Origin of the sequence: Streptomyces mutabilis, assembly GCF_014649815.1 — a bacterium.
Lineage (GTDB): Bacteria > Actinomycetota > Actinomycetes > Streptomycetales > Streptomycetaceae > Streptomyces > Streptomyces mutabilis.
Map to the genome: position 1 here is coordinate 33,360 of NZ_BMTT01000007.1, position 18,174 is coordinate 51,533.

The 18,174-nt window shown below is 68.1% G+C and carries 14 protein-coding genes and 2 pseudogenes; 6 read left to right on the plus strand and 10 right to left on the minus strand.

From position 1 onward, the window contains the following. The first annotated feature begins 164 nt into the window (after window positions 1-164). The gene (locus IE142_RS16660) at window positions 165-1,082 is read left to right on the plus strand and encodes a nitroreductase/quinone reductase family protein (protein WP_191886512.1); all 918 of its coding nucleotides are present in this window, start codon (window positions 165-167) and stop codon (window positions 1,080-1,082) included. On the opposite strand, the gene IE142_RS16665 is transcribed toward IE142_RS16660, so the two are convergent. After that, entirely contained in the window at window positions 1,079-1,537 is a 459-nt protein-coding gene (locus IE142_RS16665; RefSeq protein ID WP_191886513.1) for a MarR family winged helix-turn-helix transcriptional regulator, read from the minus strand. The genes IE142_RS16660 and IE142_RS16665 overlap by 4 nt on opposite strands. Before the next feature lie 101 nt (window positions 1,538-1,638). On the opposite strand from IE142_RS16665, the gene hemB reads away from it, so the two are divergent. Then, window positions 1,639-2,631 (plus strand): porphobilinogen synthase, encoded by a 993-nt coding sequence (gene hemB, locus IE142_RS16670; RefSeq protein WP_191886514.1) that lies wholly within the window; start codon window positions 1,639-1,641, stop codon window positions 2,629-2,631. Window positions 2,632-2,674: 43 nt separating this feature from the next. Here the strand turns inward: hemB and IE142_RS16675 are convergent, their stop codons facing one another. Further along, window positions 2,675-3,403 carry a DUF4232 domain-containing protein gene (locus IE142_RS16675; protein ID WP_191886515.1) on the minus strand — a complete coding sequence of 243 codons (729 nt, stop codon included), beginning with the start codon at window positions 3,401-3,403 and terminating at the stop codon, window positions 2,675-2,677. Between the two features lie 207 nt (window positions 3,404-3,610). On the opposite strand from IE142_RS16675, the gene IE142_RS16680 reads away from it, so the two are divergent. The 3 genes and pseudogenes from IE142_RS16680 to IE142_RS16690 form a co-directional block, all read left to right on the plus strand. After that, the gene (locus tag IE142_RS16680) at window positions 3,611-4,993 is read left to right on the plus strand and encodes a helix-turn-helix domain-containing protein (RefSeq protein WP_191886516.1); all 1,383 of its coding nucleotides are present in this window, start codon (window positions 3,611-3,613) and stop codon (window positions 4,991-4,993) included. Between the two features lie 90 nt (window positions 4,994-5,083). After that, window positions 5,084-5,986 (plus strand): SAM-dependent methyltransferase, encoded by a 903-nt coding sequence (locus IE142_RS16685; RefSeq protein WP_191886517.1) that lies wholly within the window; start codon window positions 5,084-5,086, stop codon window positions 5,984-5,986. A 6-nt stretch (window positions 5,987-5,992) separates the two neighbouring features. Further along, window positions 5,993-6,493, plus strand: a pseudogene (locus IE142_RS16690) (aminotransferase class I/II-fold pyridoxal phosphate-dependent enzyme); the annotation flags it as partial. 39 nt (window positions 6,494-6,532) lie between these two features. Here the strand turns inward: IE142_RS16690 and IE142_RS16695 are convergent. Together IE142_RS16695 and argS are read right to left on the minus strand one after the other, a co-directional pair. Further along, on the minus strand, window positions 6,533-7,828 hold the full coding sequence (locus tag IE142_RS16695; protein ID WP_229830570.1) for an acyltransferase family protein: 1,296 nt from the start codon (window positions 7,826-7,828) through the stop codon (window positions 6,533-6,535). Window positions 7,829-7,939: 111 nt separating this feature from the next. Further along, a complete protein-coding gene (gene argS / locus IE142_RS16700; RefSeq protein ID WP_191886518.1) occupies window positions 7,940-9,700 on the minus strand; it encodes an arginine--tRNA ligase in 1,761 nt (586 codons plus the stop codon). A gap of 187 nt (window positions 9,701-9,887) precedes the next feature. On the opposite strand from argS, the gene lysS reads away from it, so the two are divergent. After that, complete coding sequence (gene lysS, locus IE142_RS16705; RefSeq protein ID WP_191886519.1) at window positions 9,888-11,627, plus strand: lysine--tRNA ligase; 1,740 nt, start codon at window positions 9,888-9,890, stop codon at window positions 11,625-11,627. Window positions 11,628-11,709: 82 nt separating this feature from the next. Here the strand turns inward: lysS and IE142_RS16710 are convergent. The 6 genes and pseudogenes from IE142_RS16710 to IE142_RS16735 all read right to left on the minus strand — a co-directional run. Then, a pseudogene (locus tag IE142_RS16710) lies at window positions 11,710-12,546 on the minus strand (DUF2637 domain-containing protein); the annotation flags it as partial. A 145-nt stretch (window positions 12,547-12,691) separates the two neighbouring features. Then, window positions 12,692-13,327, minus strand: coding sequence for a hypothetical protein (locus IE142_RS16715; protein ID WP_191886520.1), 636 nt, complete (start codon window positions 13,325-13,327; stop codon window positions 12,692-12,694). Continuing rightward, a complete protein-coding gene (locus tag IE142_RS16720; RefSeq protein ID WP_191886521.1) occupies window positions 13,324-15,597 on the minus strand; it encodes a hypothetical protein in 2,274 nt (757 codons plus the stop codon). The genes IE142_RS16715 and IE142_RS16720 overlap by 4 nt, the downstream gene beginning before the upstream one ends. Window positions 15,598-15,657: 60 nt before the next feature. Continuing rightward, window positions 15,658-16,491, minus strand: a complete 834-nt coding sequence (locus IE142_RS16725) for a hypothetical protein (protein WP_191886522.1) — start codon at window positions 16,489-16,491, stop codon at window positions 15,658-15,660. A 107-nt stretch (window positions 16,492-16,598) separates the two neighbouring features. Further along, entirely contained in the window at window positions 16,599-17,201 is a 603-nt protein-coding gene (locus IE142_RS16730) for a Crp/Fnr family transcriptional regulator (RefSeq protein WP_229830572.1), read from the minus strand. 92 nt (window positions 17,202-17,293) lie between these two features. Beyond that, window positions 17,294-17,839 (minus strand): Pycsar system effector family protein, encoded by a 546-nt coding sequence (locus IE142_RS16735; RefSeq protein ID WP_191886524.1) that lies wholly within the window; start codon window positions 17,837-17,839, stop codon window positions 17,294-17,296. Window positions 17,840-18,174 lie beyond the last annotated feature (335 nt).

Below are 18,174 nucleotides of genomic sequence, written 5' to 3' on the forward strand. Positions count from 1 at the left end.
CCCTGGCTCAAGGGGTACGTGATGAGTTACTGCTCCACGCCCTGACACGACGCAGCGCTTCCGCACGTCGTCGTCCTCTCTCTTCTTCTCTTCTCTCTTCTTCTCTTCACATTTCCCGGCACCGTGCCGCGCCGCGGCCTGCCGTCATGGAGACACGGATACGCATGCCCACGACTTTCGACCAGTCCGTCATCGACCAGTTCCGCGCCAACGGGGGGAAGGTCGGTGGTCCCTTCGAAGGCGGGGACCTTCTGTTGCTCACGACCACCGGCGCCCGTTCGGGGGCCTCGCGGACCACGCCGCTCGGATACGTCCGCCACGGGGACTCCCTCCTCGTCGTCGGGTCCAACCTCGGCGGCCCGCGGCACCCCGGCTGGTACTACAACCTGCTCGCCCACCCCGTGGTCCGGGTGGAGGTGGGCACGTCGAGTTTCGAGGCGCTGGCGGTCCCCGCCGAGGGAGCCCGGCGGGAGGAGCTGTTCGCGTACGTCGTGCGGGCCGTGCCCGGCTACGGCGACTACCAGGAGCGGACCCGGCGGCCGCTGCCGGTGGTGGTGCTGGGGAGGGCCGAGCCCTCGGGGTGGTCCGGCCCCGGGGAGGTCCGCACCCTCGCCGACAAGCTGCTGGAGGTCCACACCTGGCTGCGCGGGCAGCTGCGTCAGGTGCGGGCGGAGGTGGAGGCGCACTTCGCCGCACGCGCCGCGCACTCCGGGCCCGGTGAGCCGCCGGCGCCGGGGCTCGGGCTCCAGATCCGGCAGCGGTGCCTGGCGTTCTGCCAGGCGCTGGAGTTCCATCACGTGAGTGAGGACGAGCACCTGTTCCCCGGCATCACCCGTCACCACCCCCACCTGGCCGACGTCTTCGACCGGCTCGCCGACGAGCACCGCGCCGTGGCCCGCGTCCAGGGCGAGCTGGCGGCGCTGCTGGCCGGTGTCCACATCGCCGATCCGGACCGGTTCCGTACGGAACTGTCGGCGATGTCGGCCGAGCTGAACGCGCACCTCGACCACGAGGAGGAGACGCTGCTCCCGCTGCTGGCCGACGTGCCGTGGCCGCCGGAGAGGCCCCGGCCGACGCCCTAGTGGTGCCGGGCCCTGCCGCCCGTGTTGTGGATGAAGCGCTGGAGCACCTTCATGGTGGTCAGGTACTCGTCGTCGGAGATGCCGGCGTGGCGTTCCGTCCACAGGTCGTCCTGGAGGGCGGCGACCTTCTCGAAGAAGGTCCTGCCCGCCGGTGTGAGGGTCAGGTGGCCGTCGGGGCTCTGCGCGGTCCAGCCGTTGGCGAGGGTCGCGTCGATCTCCGACTCCATCGTCTCCGGGCCCGTGTCGAGGTAGTCGCGCAGGAGTGCGGAGATCTCGGCGCGGGTCTTCGGGGACGGGGCGCGAGCTATTTGGGCCAGGGTCCACCACTGGGGCTGGGTCGTGCCGAGTTCGGCGAGGGCGGCACGGGTGCGGGTGACGACGGCCTTGTAGGCGGCCCAGCTCCAGTAGCCGATGGGCTGCTGGATCAGTTCGGCGTCCGTGTGTGAGTACTCCATGACGGCGACCGTAGGAGCTCAAGCATGGTTGAGGTCAAGGGGTGTCCGGGCCGACTCTCCGTCGGCAAAGGCACGGGTGGGGCGGGCGTAGCGTAGGTGGTATGTCGACGTACGGATCCTTTCCCGGTACGCGGCCCAGGCGGCTGCGGAGCACTCCTGTCATGCGTCGGATGGTCGCCGAGACCCGGCTGCACCCCGCCGACTTCATCCTCCCCGCCTTCGTCCGCGAGGGCGTCGGCGAGCCGGTGCCGATCGCGGCGATGCCCGGGGTCGTGCAGCACTCCCGGGACACGCTGAAGAAGGCCGCCGCCGAGGCGGTCGAGGCGGGGATCTCCGGGATCATGCTCTTCGGCGTGCCGGAGGAGGAGAAGAAGGACGCCGCCGGGACGGCGGGTACCGATCCGGACGGCATCCTCCAGGTCGCCCTGCGGGACGTGCGGGCCGAGGTCGGGGACGAGCTGCTCGTCATGTCCGACCTGTGCCTCGACGAGTTCACCGACCACGGGCACTGCGGTGTGCTCGACGCCGAGGGGCGGGTCGACAACGACGCCACCCTCGAGCGGTACGCCGAAATGGCGCAGGTCCAGGCCGACGCGGGCGCCCACGTGGTCGGGCCCAGCGGGATGATGGACGGCCAGATCGGCGTCATCCGCGACGCGCTCGACCAGATCGGGCGGGAGGACGTCGCGATCCTCGCCTACACCGCCAAGTACGCGTCCGCCTTCTACGGGCCGTTCCGGGAGGCCGTCGGGTCCTCGCTGAAGGGGGACCGGAAGACCTACCAGCAGGACGCCGCCAACGTGCGCGAGTCCCTGCGCGAGCTGGTCCTCGACCTGGAGGAGGGCGCCGACATGGTGATGGTCAAGCCGGCCGGTCCCTACCTCGACATCCTCGCCAAGGTCGCCGACGCGGTGGACGTGCCCGTCGCCGCCTACCAGATCTCCGGCGAGTACTCGATGATCGAGGCCGCCGCCGAGAAGGGCTGGATCGACCGCGACCGGGCCATCCTCGAGTCGCTCACCGGCATCAAGCGGGCCGGTGCGCGCAACATCCTGACCTACTGGGCAACCGAGGTCGCTCGCACGCTGCGCTGAGCGACCTCGCCCGGTGGTCCGTGCAAGGGGTGCGGGCACCCCTTCAGTACCCGAGCGCGTTGTCCGTGCTGGTCTGCCAGTAGGTCACCGTCAGCGCGGTGTCGACGTACACGCCGCCGGAGGGCAGGGCGACCGTGGCGATGGAGCCGTCCTCGAAGGGGATCGTGAGGGTGTTCGTCTCGTAGCCGTTCCCGCCGCTGCCGTCGCCCGACGACAGCAGCACCCCGGCGTAGCCGGACCTGCCGGGCTCGACCCCGGTCAGGGACTGCGGCTTGGTCGCCTCCGCGACCGGCGGCACGGACTGCGCCCCGCCGAAGCGCGCCGCCGGGTACGGCGGCAGCATGCACGTCTTGGAGCCGGTGTTGGTGGCGGTCAGCAGCAGGTGGTTGAGGGGGCGGGACACCTTCTTCGCGGTGATCTTGACGTCGGAGGCGGAGCACTTCCCCGGCTTGTCGGAGTCGGAGCCGTCGCTCACTCCGGCGGCGGAGCCCCCGTTGGGCTCGTCGGAGGAGCCCGAGGAGCCCGAGCCCGAGGAGCCCGTGGAGCCCGAGCCGGTCGAGCCGGCGGAGCCGTTCGTTTCCTTCGAGCCGTTGCCCGGCTCCTTCTCACCCGTGGTCGGCTCGCTCTGCGCGCCGGCCGGGGAGGAGGACGACGCCGGGGCCGAGGCGCCCGTGTCCGAGGTGTCGCTCTCGCAGGCCGTCAGGGCGAGGGCGGCCAGCGCGACCGTGGTGGCGGCGAACAGGCGGGTGCGGCGGGCGGTGCGTGCGGACATGGGTGGGCTCCTTCGGGTGAGTTCAGGTGAGCCGCTCGGCCGTTCGTCGGGAGCGGCTGCTTGGATGACGACAGCTTGGGCCCGGGGTCGTCCCGGTCGCCAGAGCAGCCGGGGTATGCGGGACAATGGGATGGCTGCAACGGCTCTGACCTGCGAGAATGCCATCCCTCCGGGATGCGGTACGGGGATGCGGGAGAGGGAGGATCAGTGGCGGGGGACGACTTCGCGGGACTGCTGCGGGAGCTCAAGGAGCGGTCCGGGCTGAGTTACGGGGCACTGGCCAAACGGCTGCACACGAGCGCGTCGACCCTCCACCGGTACGTCAGTGGGGAGGTCGTCCCCGTCGAGTTCGCCCCGGTCGAACGCCTCGCCCGCGTCTGCCGGGCCACCCCTGAGGAACTGCTCGAACTCCACCGTCGCTGGATCCGCGCGGACGCGCTGCGGGGCGTGAAGAAGAGCGAGGGGGAGGGGCGGGCGGAGGAAGCAGGGAAGGCGGAGAGCGCGGCAGGTACAGGAGCCGCCGCAGGCTCGGGAGGCACGGAAGCCGAAGGAGTTCCAGGAGCCGCGAGAGCCACGGAAGCCGCGGTCGGCGGCGGACAGGCCGACGGTTGCGAGGAGGCGACCGTCTCCGTCGGCGCCGTCGGAGACCCCTCACCGACGCCCTCCGACTCCGCACCGCCCACTCCCCGTCGCCGCGTCCCCCGCGCCGCGCTCTACGCGGCCTCCGGCGTCGTCGCCGTCAGCGTCGCCGTGGCGCTCGTGGCGAACCTCGTGTCGGGTACGGGCGATGACGGGCGGCACGGCCCGGCCGGAGCCGTTGGGGCGGTGCCGCCCTCGTCGTCGGCGTCCGCGAGCTCCACCGCGTCGACGACCGCGAGCGGGAGCCCCTCCGCGTCGGCGTCCGCCTCCCCGTCCACGCCCCCCTCGCCCTCCGCCTCCGCGGCCCGCCCCGGTGCCGCCGCCTCGCCGGGCCGACGCGCGCCCGCTTCCGGTCCCGTGCTCACCGTCTCGACCACCCCGTACCACTGGGACTCCCCCTGCGACCACGCCTTCCTGGTCGACCGCAGCCCGAAGAACGTGCTGAAGCCGCCCGCCCAGCAGGACGCGGTCGGCTGGGCCACCGCCCACGGCGCGGTCTCCGCGAACCGGCAGACGGTCGTCCTCACCGTGCAGGGCACCGGCCCGGAGACCGTCGTCCTGAAGGACCTGCACGTGCGCGTGGTGAGCAGCGAGCAGCCGCTGGACTGGAACCAGTACGTGATGGGCAACGGCTGCGGCGGGAAGGTGGATGTCGAGGCCTTCGACGTCGCGCTCGACCTGGGCGACCCCCTGGCGATGCCGATCGGCGGCCAGCAGGACTTCCCGTACTCGGTCACCGAGTCCGACCTCGAGGTGTTCCACGTCAACGCGCACACCGGCGAGCACGACGTGAGCTGGTACCTGGAGCTGGAGTGGTCGAGCGGCGGCCGGGAGGGCACCCTGCGGGTCGACGACCACGGCCGGCCGTTCCGCACCAGCGCCTCCAAGGACGACTCCTACTACGCGTACCCGCTCGGCAGCGACCATTGGGAACTGGTCGAGGAGGGCTGAGAGGAGGCGGGAGGGGGCGTCGGGCACGGGCAACTCCCGTGGAGAGCTAGGTTGTTGACCACACAACGGTTCACTCGTCAGGAGACGCCCATGCCCGGTGACGCCCTCAGCCAGGACCCCGCGGAGCTGAGAAAGAGGATCGACAGCAGCAAGGCGCACCCGGCCCGCGTCTACGACGTCTTCCTCGGCGGCAAGGACCACTACCCCGCCGACCGCGACGCGGCCGCCGCCGGGCTCGCCGCCAACCCGCGCGGCTACCTCGACGTACGGCACAACCGCGACTTCCTGCGCCGCGCCGTCACCACGCTGGCCGAGGAGGACGGCATCCGCCAGTTCCTCGACATCGGCACCGGCCTGCCGACCGCCGAGAACGTGCACCAGATCGCCCAGCGCATCGCCCCCGAGTCCCGGGTGGTCTACGTCGACAACGACCCGGTCGTCCTCGCCCACGCCCGCGCCCTGCTCACCAGCGGTCCCGAGGGCCGTACTGACTACATCGACGCCGACCTGAAGAGCCCCGAGCGGATCCTCGAACTGGCCTCCGGGACCCTCGACTACGGCCGACCCGTCGCGCTCTGCCTCGTCGCCATCCTGCACTTCGTCGAGGACGAGGAGGCGTACCCGATCGTCCGCGGGCTGATGGACGCGCTCCCCGCCGGCAGCCGCCTCGTCCTCAGCCACCTCACCGAGGACCTCAACCCGGAGAACATCCGCGCGGTCCAGCGGACGTACACCGAGCGGGGGTTCACCTTCGTGCTGCGCTCCCGCAACGACATCGAGCGCTTCTTCACGGAGACCGGGCTGAAGGTCGCCGAGCCCGGGGTCGTCCCGGTGCACCGATGGCGCCCGGATCACGCGGCCCCCGTGCCCGAGCAGCCCGAGGAGTCCTACCTGGCGGGCCTGGAGGACATCGAGAAGGTCCGGTACAAGGACATCAACGACGTCACGGACGCCGACATCAACGTCTACGGAGGCCTCGGCGCCAAGGGGTGAAGTACCCGCACCGTGCTGCTGGGTTCCTTCTCCGAGGTCATGGCGCCCGGCCTGCGCCTGGGCTGGCTGCGGGCGCCCGCCGAACTGCGCCGGGCCTGCGCGGTCGCCAAGCAGGCCGCCGACCTCCACACCCCGACCGTCAACCAGCTCGCCGCCGCCCGGTACCTGGCCGACCGCGACCTGGACGCCCACGTCGCGCGCGTCGCCGCGGCCTACGGCGCACGCCGGGACGCCATGCTCGCCGGCCTCGCGGACGCGCTCCCGGCGGGATCGGCGTGGACCCGCCCCGAGGGCGGCATGTTCGTGTGGGTACGGCTGCCGGAGCGGTACGACACCACGGCCCTGCTCCCCGAGGTGGTCCGCCACGACGTGGCGTACGTCCCCGGCGCCCCCTTCCACGCCGGGGAGCCCGACCGCGCCACCATGCGGCTGTGCTTCGTCACGCAGACGCCGGGCGAGATCGCGGAGGGGCTGCGGAGGCTGGGGGAGGCGCTGCGGGCCGGGTGACCCGGGCCTGGGGCGAATCGGCGCCGGGGGCGCGCCGGGTCATGCCCGGGTGTGGTCGTGGCCCTGGCCGCTCGGCGCGTGGGCGGGGGAAGGGACGCCCGCGCCCGGGAGTGCGGCCGCGCCCACCTCCTGTGCGAGCGGTTCGGAGCCCGGCCGGCCGGGCTCCGCGCGCACGGATCCGGCGCCGGCCGGGGTGTCGCCGCGGTGGGTGGCCCCCTCGGCCCGGATCTGTTCGAAGGCCGTGTTCAGCGCGACCTTGAGGCGCTTGGCCATGGGCTTCTCCACCCATCGGTGCACCAGGTAGGAGAGCACCAGAACCGCCAGCAGCGTCCCGCCGGCCAGCACCCACTGGTTGACGCTGGACTGGTAGTGGTGGAACACCTCCCAGCCGATGGACTCGTGCAGGAGGTACAGCGGGTAGGTGAGCGCGCCGGCGGTGGGCAGCCAGCGCCAGTCGATCCGGCTGAACCAGCCCAGGGACACGCCCGCCATCGTCACGAAGAAGACGGTGAGGACGACCGCCACACCCCAGCCGGGGACGTTGTCCCCGACGTTGTCCAGCGTCCCCCGCCAGGTCTCCATCGCCGTGTGGTTGCCCATGGCGAAGCAGAAAGCGATCATGCCCCACAGCAGCAGGTTCTGCCCGAAGCGGTACATCAGGTAGAAGGCCAGCCCGGCGATGAAGAACCAGCAGTCCTGCGCCATCAGCAGGTCACTGATCGGACTGGCCTCGCTCCGTGTCGCCAGCACCGCGGCAGTCGCCCAGACACAGCAGAAGACGACCACGCGCCGATAGGTCACCCCCCGCCACACGACCAGCGCGAAGAGCAGGTAGAAACGCATCTCCGCCCAGAGTGTCCAGTACACCCCCTCGACGTCCTCGACCCCCATGGGCCTCTGCAGCATGGTCAGGTTGACCAGGATGTCGCGCCACGGCAGCGGGGCGATTCCCCCGGGCATGAGGAAGACGACGGCGGTCGTCACGAGGATTCCCAGCCAGTAGGCGGGGAAGAGCCGGATCACGCGCGAGGTGAAGAAGTGGGAGATGCTCCGTCCCCACGAACTCATGCAGATGACGAAGCCGCTGATCATGAAGAACAGCTCGACGCCGAGCCACCCGTAGGCGGACGGCCGGAAGAGCACCGGGAAGAGCTGCGCCTGGGAGCCTTCCCAGCCCTCTCCGAAAGCGACGTAGTGATAGAGGACGACCATCAGAGCCGCGCACAGCCTCAGCCCGTCCAGGACGCCGATCCGGCCGCCGGACCCGTGCCGGTCCCGAGGCGTCCGGCGTGTACCGGACGTCCTCAGCGCGGCGGATGCCTTCCCTGTTCGCACTGAAGCTCTCCCGGGGCTGTGTTCGAGGACGGGAGGACACAGTACGCGACGCGGCCCGTCCTCTCCGCCTGGGAGAGGACGGGCCGCCTCGCCCGTTCGCCGGTGAAGGCGTCAGAGCCGCTCGGGCGTCCTGATGCCCAGCAGGGCCATGCCCCGGTGCAGGGTGCGGGCCGTGAGGTCGCACAGGAACAGGCGGTTCTCCACCTGCTGGGGCGTCTCGGCCTTCAGCACCGGGCACTTGTCGTAGAACGACGTGTACAGGGACGCCAGCTGGTACAGGTACGCGGTCAGCTTGTGCGGGGCGTACTCCGCGGCCGCGTCGAAGACCGTGTCCCCGAACGCGTCCAGGTGCAGGCCCAGCGCCCGCTCCGCCTCGTGCAGGTCCAGCTCCGGGTGGGCGGCGGGGCGGACCTCGCCGGCCTTGCGGAGGATGGACCGGATGCGGGCGTAGGCGTACTGGAGGTACACGCTGGTGTCGCCGTTGAGCGAGACCATCTGATCCAGGTCGAACTTGTAGTCGCGGTTCGGCGACGTCGACAGGTCCGCGTACTTCACGGCTCCGATGCCGACCTGCGCGGCCCGCTCCTGGATCTCCTCCTCGGTGAGGTCCCGCGCCTTCTCCCGTACGACCTCCGCGGCCCGCTGCACCGCCTCGTCCAGCAGGTCCTCCAGCCGCACGGTCTCGCCCTCGCGGGTCTTGAACGGCTTGCCGTCCGCGCCGAGGACCGTGCCGTAGCCCATGTTGTGCGCGGTGACGCCGTCGTTCAGCCAGCCCGCCCGGCGGGCCGTCTCGAAGACCATCTTGAAGTGGAGCGACTGGCGCACGTCGACGACGTACAGCAGCGTCGTCGCGTGCAGGTCGGACACCCGGTTGCGGATCGCGGTGAGGTCGGAGGCCGCGTAGCCGAAGCCGCCGTCGGCCTTCTGCACGATCAGCGGGACCGGCTGGTCGTCCTTGCCGCGGATCTCGTCGAAGAACACCACGAGCGCGCCCTCGGAACGCACCGCGACGCCCATCTCCTCCAGGAGCCGGGCGGTCTCCGGCATACCGTCGTTGTACGCCGACTCGCCGACGATCTCCTCGTCGCGGATCTCCATGTCGAGCTTCTCGAAGACGGAGTAGAAGTAGACCTTCGACTCGTCCACGAACTGCTGCCACAGCTCGAGGGTCTCCTTGTCGCCGGACTGGAGGGCGACGACCCGCCTGCGGGCCCGCTCCTTGAACTCCTCGTCCGAGTCGAAGAGCGCACGCGAGGCCTTGTACACCCGGTTCAGGTTGGACATGGCCTGCTCGCCGTCGACCTCTTCGGCCGGCGCCAGCTCGCCGGGGTGCTCGCAGAGGTACTGGATGAGCATGCCGAACTGGGTGCCCCAGTCGCCGATGTGGTGCCGGCCGATCGTCTTCTCGCCGGTGAAGTCGAGCATGCCGCGCAGGGCGTCACCGATGACCGCCGACCGCAGGTGACCGACGTGCATCTCCTTCGCCACGTTCGGCTGGGCGTAATCGATCACCGTGGTGCCGGGGTGCCGGGCCTGCGGTACGCCGAGGCGGCCGGTGTCGTCCGCGTACCGCGCCGCCAGGTTCTCGGTGATCGCCCGGTCGCCGACGGTGATGTTGAGGAAGCCGGGCCCGGAGACCTCGACCTCCTTGAACAGGTCGCCGGTGGTGATGTGCGCGACGACCTCGGCGGCCAGCTCCCGCGGGTTCGCCTTGGCCTTCTTGGCCAGCGCGAGGATGCCGTTGGCCTGGTAGTCCGCCCGGTCGCTTCGTCGCAGCAGCGGGTCCGCGCCGGCGGCCTCCGGCCGGGTGGCCGTGAGGGCGGACGCGAGCTGCTGCTGGACGGAGTCGCTGAGGGACGTGACCGAGGCCATGGAGTGGTTCGCCGTTCTGCTCGGGGTTCCGGGAGTGAGGCTTTCTGAAGCTACGGGAACCGAGTATCCCACGCGGTGAAAAGCGGTTTTCGCGGATGCGGGCCGGGCTGGGAGAATGGAGCGGTCAGCCGTGCGACCGTACCGGCTGCTTCAGGAGCAGTTCCAGAGAAGTTCCAGGAAAGAGGACGTGCCGATCGTGGCTCAGAGCACAGAGACCACCGACTGGGTCTCCCGTTTCGCGGACGAGGTCATCGCCGAGTCGGAGCGCCGTGCCCCGGGCAAACCGGTCGTCGTCGCGTCCGGACTCTCCCCGTCCGGCCCCATCCACCTCGGCAACCTGCGCGAGGTCATGACCCCGCACCTGGTCGCCGACGAGGTGCGCCGCCGGGGCCACCGGGTCCGGCACCTGATCTCCTGGGACGACTACGACCGCTACCGCAAGGTCCCGGCCGGGATCGCCGGCGTGGACGAGACGTGGGCCGAGCACATCGGCAAGCCGCTGACCTCCGTCCCGGCCCCGAACGGCTCCTCCCACCCGAACTGGGCCGAGCACTTCAAGGCCGCGATGATCGCCTCGCTCGCCGAGCTGGGCGTCGAGTTCGACGGGATCAGCCAGACCGAGCAGTACACCACCGGCGTCTACCGCGAGCAGGTCCTGCACGCGATGAGGCACCGCCGGGACATCGACGCGATCCTCGCCCAGTACCGGACCAAGAAGGCTCCCGCGAAGAAGTCGCAGAAGCCCGTGGACGAGGCCGAACTGGAGGCCGCCGAGGGCTCCGGCGCCGCCGCCGAGGACGACGGCAGCTCCGGCTCCGCCGGGTACTTCCCGTACAAGCCGTACTGCGGCAACTGCGAGAAGGACCTGACGACGGTCACCGCGTACGACGACGACTCGACCGAGCTGACCTACGCCTGCACCGCCTGCGGCTTCTCCGAGACGGTGCGGCTGAGCGAGTTCGACCGCGGCAAGCTGGTCTGGAAGGTCGACTGGCCGATGCGCTGGGCGTACGAGGGTGTGATCTTCGAGCCCAGTGGCGTCGACCACTCGTCCCCCGGGTCGTCGTTCCAGGTCGGCGGGCAGATCGTCGGAATCTTCGGCGGCGAGCAGCCGATCGGCCCGATGTACGCCTTCGTCGGCATCAGCGGCATGGCCAAGATGTCCTCGTCGAAGGGCGGGGTGCCCACCCCGGCCGACGCGCTCCAGATCATGGAGCCCCAGCTGCTGCGCTGGCTCTACGCCCGCCGCCGCCCCAACCAGTCCTTCAAGATCGCCTTCGACCAGGAGATCCAGCGCCTCTACGACGAGTGGGACCGCCTGGACGCCAAGGTCGCCGACGGCTCGGCCCTGCCCGCCGACGCCGCCGCCCACTCGCGTGCCGTCCGCACGGCCGCCGGTGAGCTGCCGCGCACGCCCAGGCCGCTGCCGTACCGGACGCTCGCCTCCGTGGCCGACATCACCGCCGGTCACCAGGACCAGGCGCTGCGCATCCTCAGCGAGCTCGACCCGGCCGACCCGCTGGGCGCGCTGGCGGAGGCCCGGCCGCGGTACGACAAGGCCGAGGCGTGGATCAACACCCACGTCCCCGCCGACCAGCGCACCATCGTGCGCGACGAGCCCGACGCCGAGCTGCTGAAGTCCCTCGACGAGCAGGGCCGGGCCTCGCTGCGGCTGCTGCTCGACGGACTCGCCGACCACTGGTCCCTGGACGGGCTCACCCACCTCGTCTACGGCGTGCCCAAGGTCCAGGCCGGCTTCTCCGCCGACGCCACGCCCAAGGAGCTGCCGCCGGAGATCAAGACCGCACAGCGGTCGTTCTTCGCGCTGCTCTACCACCTGCTCGTCGGCCGCGACACCGGCCCGCGCCTGCCCACGCTGCTGCTGGCGGTGGGGCAGGAACGGGTGCGGACCCTGCTCGGGGAGTAGGTCCCGCCGCTACGAAGAAGGGGGCGCCCGGTGTTCGCCGGGCGCCCCCTTCGCCGTACGCACGCTCCCTGCGCGTTGCTCCCTACGCGATGTGGTCCTCCTCCAGCTCCGCGCTGTGGCGGTTGGTGAAGTGGGTGACCAGGCGCTTGGTCTCGTGGTCGGGAAGCTGCGTACCGAACGTCGCCTCCACGTTGTCGCCGAACTCGCGCGGCGTCGGATAGCTGCCGTTGATCGACTGCTTGAAGACCTGGTAGTAGGCGTCCTCGTCCGGGCCCTGGGACGAGGGCCGGGGGGACTCCGAGGGCTCGGGGGACTCGGAGGCATCGGGGGTGCCGCCGCCCTCACCCAGCTCGCGGGTACGTCCCGGCACGACCGGTATCGGGAAGCTGCCGGTCTCCTCAGGCGAGGGCTCCTGGAGCGGCGGCTCCTCCTCGTACTGATCCCGGTACTGGTCGGCCCGCTGCTGCTCCTCGTACCACTGGGCGTAGTGCTCCGCGGGATCGTAGGTGGGGTCGTACCCGCCCTGGTACTGGACCTGACGGGTGTTGAACCAGGGGCTCTGCTCGTCGGGTTCGCCGTCCGCCTCCGGGACGGCGCGCGAAGGAGACGGGTCCGCCGCGGGGCCCTCGACCAGCTCGGGCCGCTGCTCCGCCGCGGGCGCGGTCTGCGGGGCCTCGTCCACCTGCCGGGGCGCCGGCGGGAGCAGCGCCGGCTCGATGCCCGCCGCCGCCAGGCCCGCCGGGGCCGTCTGCGCCAGGGGAACGCCGTAGCGGGCCAGCCGCAGCGGCATCAGCGACTCCACGGGCGCCTTGCGGCGCCAGCCGCGGCCGAACCGCGAGCGCAGCCGCGCCTGGTACACCAGCCGTTCCTGCTCCAGCTTGATCACCTGCTCGTAGGAGCGCAGTTCCCACAGTTTCATGCTTATCTCTATGCGGCGGTGCAATTGTGCTGGTGGGGTGTTGAAGAAGTATGTGGCACGTGAGTCACGTGGTTGCCCGTGGCGTAGAGGCATGCCAGAGAGAAAGATCAGGCCTGGAGCAGCATGACGGGGGCCACTTGCGGTACTAGTCGTCCTTGAGTGCCGCAAGTGAGTTGAGGATGGCCGTCATGGCACGGTGTTGCATCTCAGTATTGGTGAAACCTTCGCCCAGTTGCTCCCACTGTTCCAGTAGTGGCCGCCACCAGCTTTCGTTTGCGTGTAGCGAGCGAGCGAGCCGTTGGATGTATTCAATTTCGTTGTCTGATGGCCGTTCGGAATGGTTTTCAAGCCTGTCGAGTACGACCAAAGATGGGTCATCGTACAAGTGCGCCTTAAGGAAGTGAAGTCGTCTAATTCGCTCGGCGTCGGCCTGACGCTGGGATAGAATTTCCCGTGATGTCGCCGAGAGACTTAGTAGAACCTCAACCTTCACCAGTCGGTAGTGGGCGTTTGGTGTGGTATCGGGATCTCCTATAGCTGCGTTGATCGCGTCTTGAGCGGCGGGAAGATCAGTTGCTTCCAGGCATTGGGCCAGCTTATCGGCGGCGGCTGTTACGTCGTGCCGGACCAGTTCCTCGAGGTTCAGGTGGCGATTACGTCGCTTAGGACGCCACCAGGCGGTGATACTGGCCTCAAATGCGATGCCAGGCGTGGCGCTGGCTAGCCGGCGCGGCTGCGCCGAGGTGGTCTTGCGCGGTTCTCGGCGCCAAAGCCATGTCACGATGTGCTCTCCGTCAGGGGGAAGACGGCTCGCAGTCGGGGATCTCCCAACCTGCCATATAGGTCTTCACCGATGCTGCTGCCGTCCGGCCGCCGTACGTCAGCCAAGGCCTGCATCAGCTGCATTCCGGCATTGAAGACCTTCTGGTCACGCAAGGGAGAAAGCAGCCTGTCCCTCAGTCGTTCGTATCGGCTGGTGTCATAGGCGCAGGTGCGAACCCAGTCAATGACGACAGGGATCGTCTCTGAAAGCAGCTCAGGATCGGCGAACAGATCACGCAGTCCGGCTTCCACATCGATCTCGGGAGGCTCATCGGAAAGCAACCATGGAATTCCGTCGTGTTCGAGTGGCATGAGCGCGAGCAGGGCGAGTTTTCCTGCTGTTCCCTGTGTGGCTTTGCGCTGCCACTTCTGAATTTCGTCTACCAGGAGGTCGGTGCGACCGAGATCAGTGGCGAGAGTTCGCCAGGCTTCGAGTACAGCGTCTCGAGCGGGTCCATTGCTCGCTTCCTGGACCACTCGGCGTAGCCGGACCATCGCCATCTTGGAGATCGGCACGGTGGCGTTGGGGTCACGCAGGACGTCACGGCACATGGCGACAACGACTGATTGCACCGGGGCTTGGGACGCCCAAGAATAGAGGGTGGCCCACACGAGTCGGCCCGTGTGTTCATCATGGGCGTTGTGTGCAAGAACCTTGCCGAGCACAGCGTCCCCTTGGGGCGTCTTTAGAGCTGTTGCGCGTAGATCGGAGAGGTCTTTTGTTCCCCCGAAACGGAAGGAGAGCTGAGCGAGCGCGTTGATGGCTGGGTCGTCATTCGCGCTGGCGTCGCTGGCTTTCACCAACCACTCCAGCAGGCGCGGCCGCATGATCTCGTAGTTGTCCCACACATATGTCAGAACGGCTTGGCCATAGCCGGGACGGTCAAAGGAAACGTAGTCCCGCGAGTCGACCGCAGCACCGACATCCTGGATACGGCGACGCAGCCCTCGCCCGGCAAAGACGCTTCCGGTGTCGGAGAAACGGGTCGTCTTGCCTGAAGACGCTTCGATCTCTTCCTGGAGCAGCCGAGCGTCTGTCGCGATCTGCAGGACTGGTGAGGACTGCCGCAGCGCCAGAGCAAGCAACAGACAACGATCGTCCAGCGGAAGCGGCCGCATGCCGCGCTGTTCGCCCTCTCCAGCGTCTCCGAACAAGATGTCAAAGTCATCGCGCCAGTCGGCCAGAGCGTTCTCGACCTGAGCACGCAGCTCATCGTCTAGCGGCGACTCCTGGCCGTCCCCCACCAACAGGGCTGGTGGCCGGCGTCGTCCCAGCTCCTCCCACTGCCTGATCACGGTACTTGCCGCACGTACGGCCTCAATAGCGTTCAGCCCGCGGATTTGCTCGCGCGCCTTATCGGTCTGTGCGTAAGCGACAAGTCCCGGATATCCAGCTGTCCGCAGGTGCGCTTTGATGACCTCCTGAGGATCGGGTGAATCGTTGAGGTGGACGACACGAGCGCGGTCTGGAACCCAGGCGCGATGGCCTCGCCACAGCTCTTCGGCCACGGTGAGGACGAGGTAGGACTTGCACTCCTCGAGCTTCTGAGCGTGCCCATCGAGGTCCTTCAAGAACGTGGTGGAGGGGCGGTCTTGGCCAGGATCCTTCAGGTCGATCTGGAGGATTTGCCCCACCTCGAGGGGCAACTTGCTCACGGCTGGGCTTTCCCAGTCCGCTTCGGCCCTGCACAGCTTGAAGCGGGTGTCCGCTTCACGAGCGATGAATTGGTGGGTGAAAGTCGTGGATCCGCAACCGCGAGGAGCCACCACGATAAGAACGCGAACCCGAGTCTCCTTGGTGGCGGCACGCGCACTTTGCCAGGCGGAGTCCCACTTAGGGTCCTTCACGAATGGCTCAAGCTTAAGTAGGCGTTGTCGGTCGAGTTCGATCCAGTCCAACACATCGCGTTTACGCGTCTCGTTCACGATCTTGTCGACGCGATCCGCAACCACACCTACCGGGCTGGCGAATGTGTATGAGGCGCTCGCTTGTGGAGGCTCGTGGGTCTGGTCGACGAGCCGGTGATCGGGGGCGTAGACGAAGGAGTCCCTGGCCCCATCTTGCCCAGTGATGTCCTGGGAATGAGTCGCTTCGGCCCGCTCGGCATCGGACGACGTCCGGAACCAGTGGCCGATTCCCCCTGGCCGAGCCGTCGAACGTACGTCAGGGACGTCAGGTGGCGTAGTCGGTTTCGCCGGGTTGGACGGCGGGAGTTCCGCATCGGACACCGTTACTTCTCCTGAGTGGTCGAGTTGGTCTTGAAATGTGTTGCCTGTGGGCGGTGCAGGTCAGCTGTCAGCTTGTGGGGCCGGGAAACTGATTGGCTGGTAGATGGTGCCAATGTGATCGGCGACTGTGCCAACGCTTGCGTTGAACTGAAACTTCGGTGCGGCTGAGGGCTGCGTAGAGCTGACGGACGGATGCGGAGTGGAGGCGGTGTGCGACGCTCCGGTGTGCTGGTGACCGGCGGAGTGACGGGCAAGGTGGGGTTCGATGCTGGCGGGGCGCACGCCAGGCACATGGATGTAGGCCAGCTCGTTGAGCTGGTTGAATGAGGGTTTGCCGGCTACTTGCGGGGTGGAGGACAGGAAGTCGCTTTCGGACAGCAGCTCAAGCCGGTCTGCGTCCACGGTGCGTTTGAAGACAGTTTGGGAGACGACTGTGGCGACGTAGGAGCCGTGCTCAATGGCGGCCGTCATACCAGCGTAGGCAAGGTCGCTGTTGACCAACCTGCAGGCATTGACGCTCGCGTCGCTCGGGTCCTCAGGAGGCAAAGGGCCAACGTCGATGCTCACCCTGAGCCAGATGGCGGGCATGGATCTCGGTTGACCTTTGTTGTAGCGGATAAGCTCCTGGTTCAAATTGCCTAGCAGGGGGTCCAGAAGCCAAGCCATCCGGTTCGGAGGAAGGGCGAAGATCGCGCCATCGCCAGTGTCCCTAGAGAGCTTGTCCTCCCAATCTTCAGCAAGGCCGCTACGCGCGAAAACGCGCGTCATGATGTCACCCAGATCCTGGCGGATGAGTGGCATATGAGACTCCGGGATTTTGCTGAAGTCTCTGATGTCTACGACGAAGAGGGACTTTTCCGATGGTATTGCACGGGGTGCGATCTCGTCGTGCACGCTGTGTCAGCTCCTTCGCGGCGGGTGCGGTGATCTGGGACCTCTCATGGTGCCGAGGCTGCGGCGCCAGGGTTGCCCACTGCTGGGCATCACCTGCGTGCGGTGTGTCACATCGCCCGGCGCGTCGAGCTATGGATGGCATCCATGTTTTTGATCAACAAGCTGCCGGTTGGCGAAGTGGCGACCCACCTCATCGACTTCCACCTGCCGATAGCCGAGCCGACCGCATTACGTGATGCTCCGATCAACTGCGCCAGCTCTTCTTGCGTCAAGGGAATCTCAACCTCGCCACCTTCTGGTGTTGCGGCTTCGAAAAGTCGCAGCAGGGCGAAGGCCAGCCGGTGCGCGACGGGCGCGGTCGCCAGTTCCAGTCGTACCTCTTCCGCTGTCCGCACCCGGGCAATGGCGTGCCGCAGCATCACGTTCATGAGGCCGTGGTCTGCGACGAACTTCTCGAAGATGGGAGCGGCGATGACATGGACGAGGCACGGGCGTACTGCAGTGACTGAAGCGGACCTTGGCTGCGAATCCAACACAGCCAGCTCACCAAACAACTCACCGGCGCCGCGCACCGCGAGCAACGTGCGCTCCCCGTTCGCTCCAGTCAGTGTCACGATTGCTGAGCCCGAGGTGAGCGCGAGAACGTAGGTGCCGGGGTCGCCTTGGCGCAGTAATACGCTGCCTGTGGCACGTGGGCGCTCGGGCGCCAAGGAGCAGAGGTTTTTCCATAATTCTTCGCCTAGGACGACTCGATGTGGTCGGTAAGCCATGAGTTGCCCTCCTCAGATACAAGCGGGTTGCTTCACTTGACAATTGAGGCTAGGCCGAGCGCCGCAGAGCCGATCGCAGCCAGTGCGAAGGACCACTGCACGCGGCGATGCTTGGTCCAAGCAATCTCACTCATAACCACGATCTGTCTCGAGAGGTTCGGCAGAAGGTCCTTGTCTTTCAAGGCAGTCTCGAGATCCGTCGGGTCCCAGTGCCGAAGGTGACCGAAGAAGAGGAAGTCATCGTCCGGCTGTGGACCGCGTCGCTCCTTGCGCAGATTGGGTGAGACCGCAGCGGCAGCACAACAGGCTCCGCAGGCAAGAAGGGCGGCCCCTACCCACAGGAGGATGAGAGAGACACCGTGCTCAGGGTTGCCAGGACTCTTACCGGCGCTGGTCAGAATGCCGAGAAGCGCCAGCACGGTTGACTGGATGGCTAGTGCGAACGAGGCTTTAGCGTCTGCCTTGCCCGTCGAGTCGGTGAGACCAGCTTGCAGCTTCCACGCTGTCTCTAACGGATCAGTGGCCATCCCTCCCCCTTTCGCCTCCTCGGAGGCCGCGATGCCAGTGCCTGCAGGCATGATCACATGCCAGCCCGGGAGCACAACAGGTGTCTCCGTACGACGGGCGATCCGGAGTGAAACGATCCGGGTCTGATGGGGACCGCGAGCCTGCTTCAAGCTGAGGCGCCGGGGACAGCTACTTGCGGGATGCAGTACCGAGCAGGGCTCGTTCTCGAGAGGGTGGAGCCTGCCCAGAGGGATGTGCCAGCACAGCTAGAGCGGTTCATCACTCATCGTGAGGACCCTTGCTTGATCGCCTAAAGATGTTCTCCTTCTGGTGCTTGAGGGACGTGGGCGTCATGATGGGCGGCTGCGTCCTGAGCATGCGCCGGTGACAGGGGGAGACAGTGAAC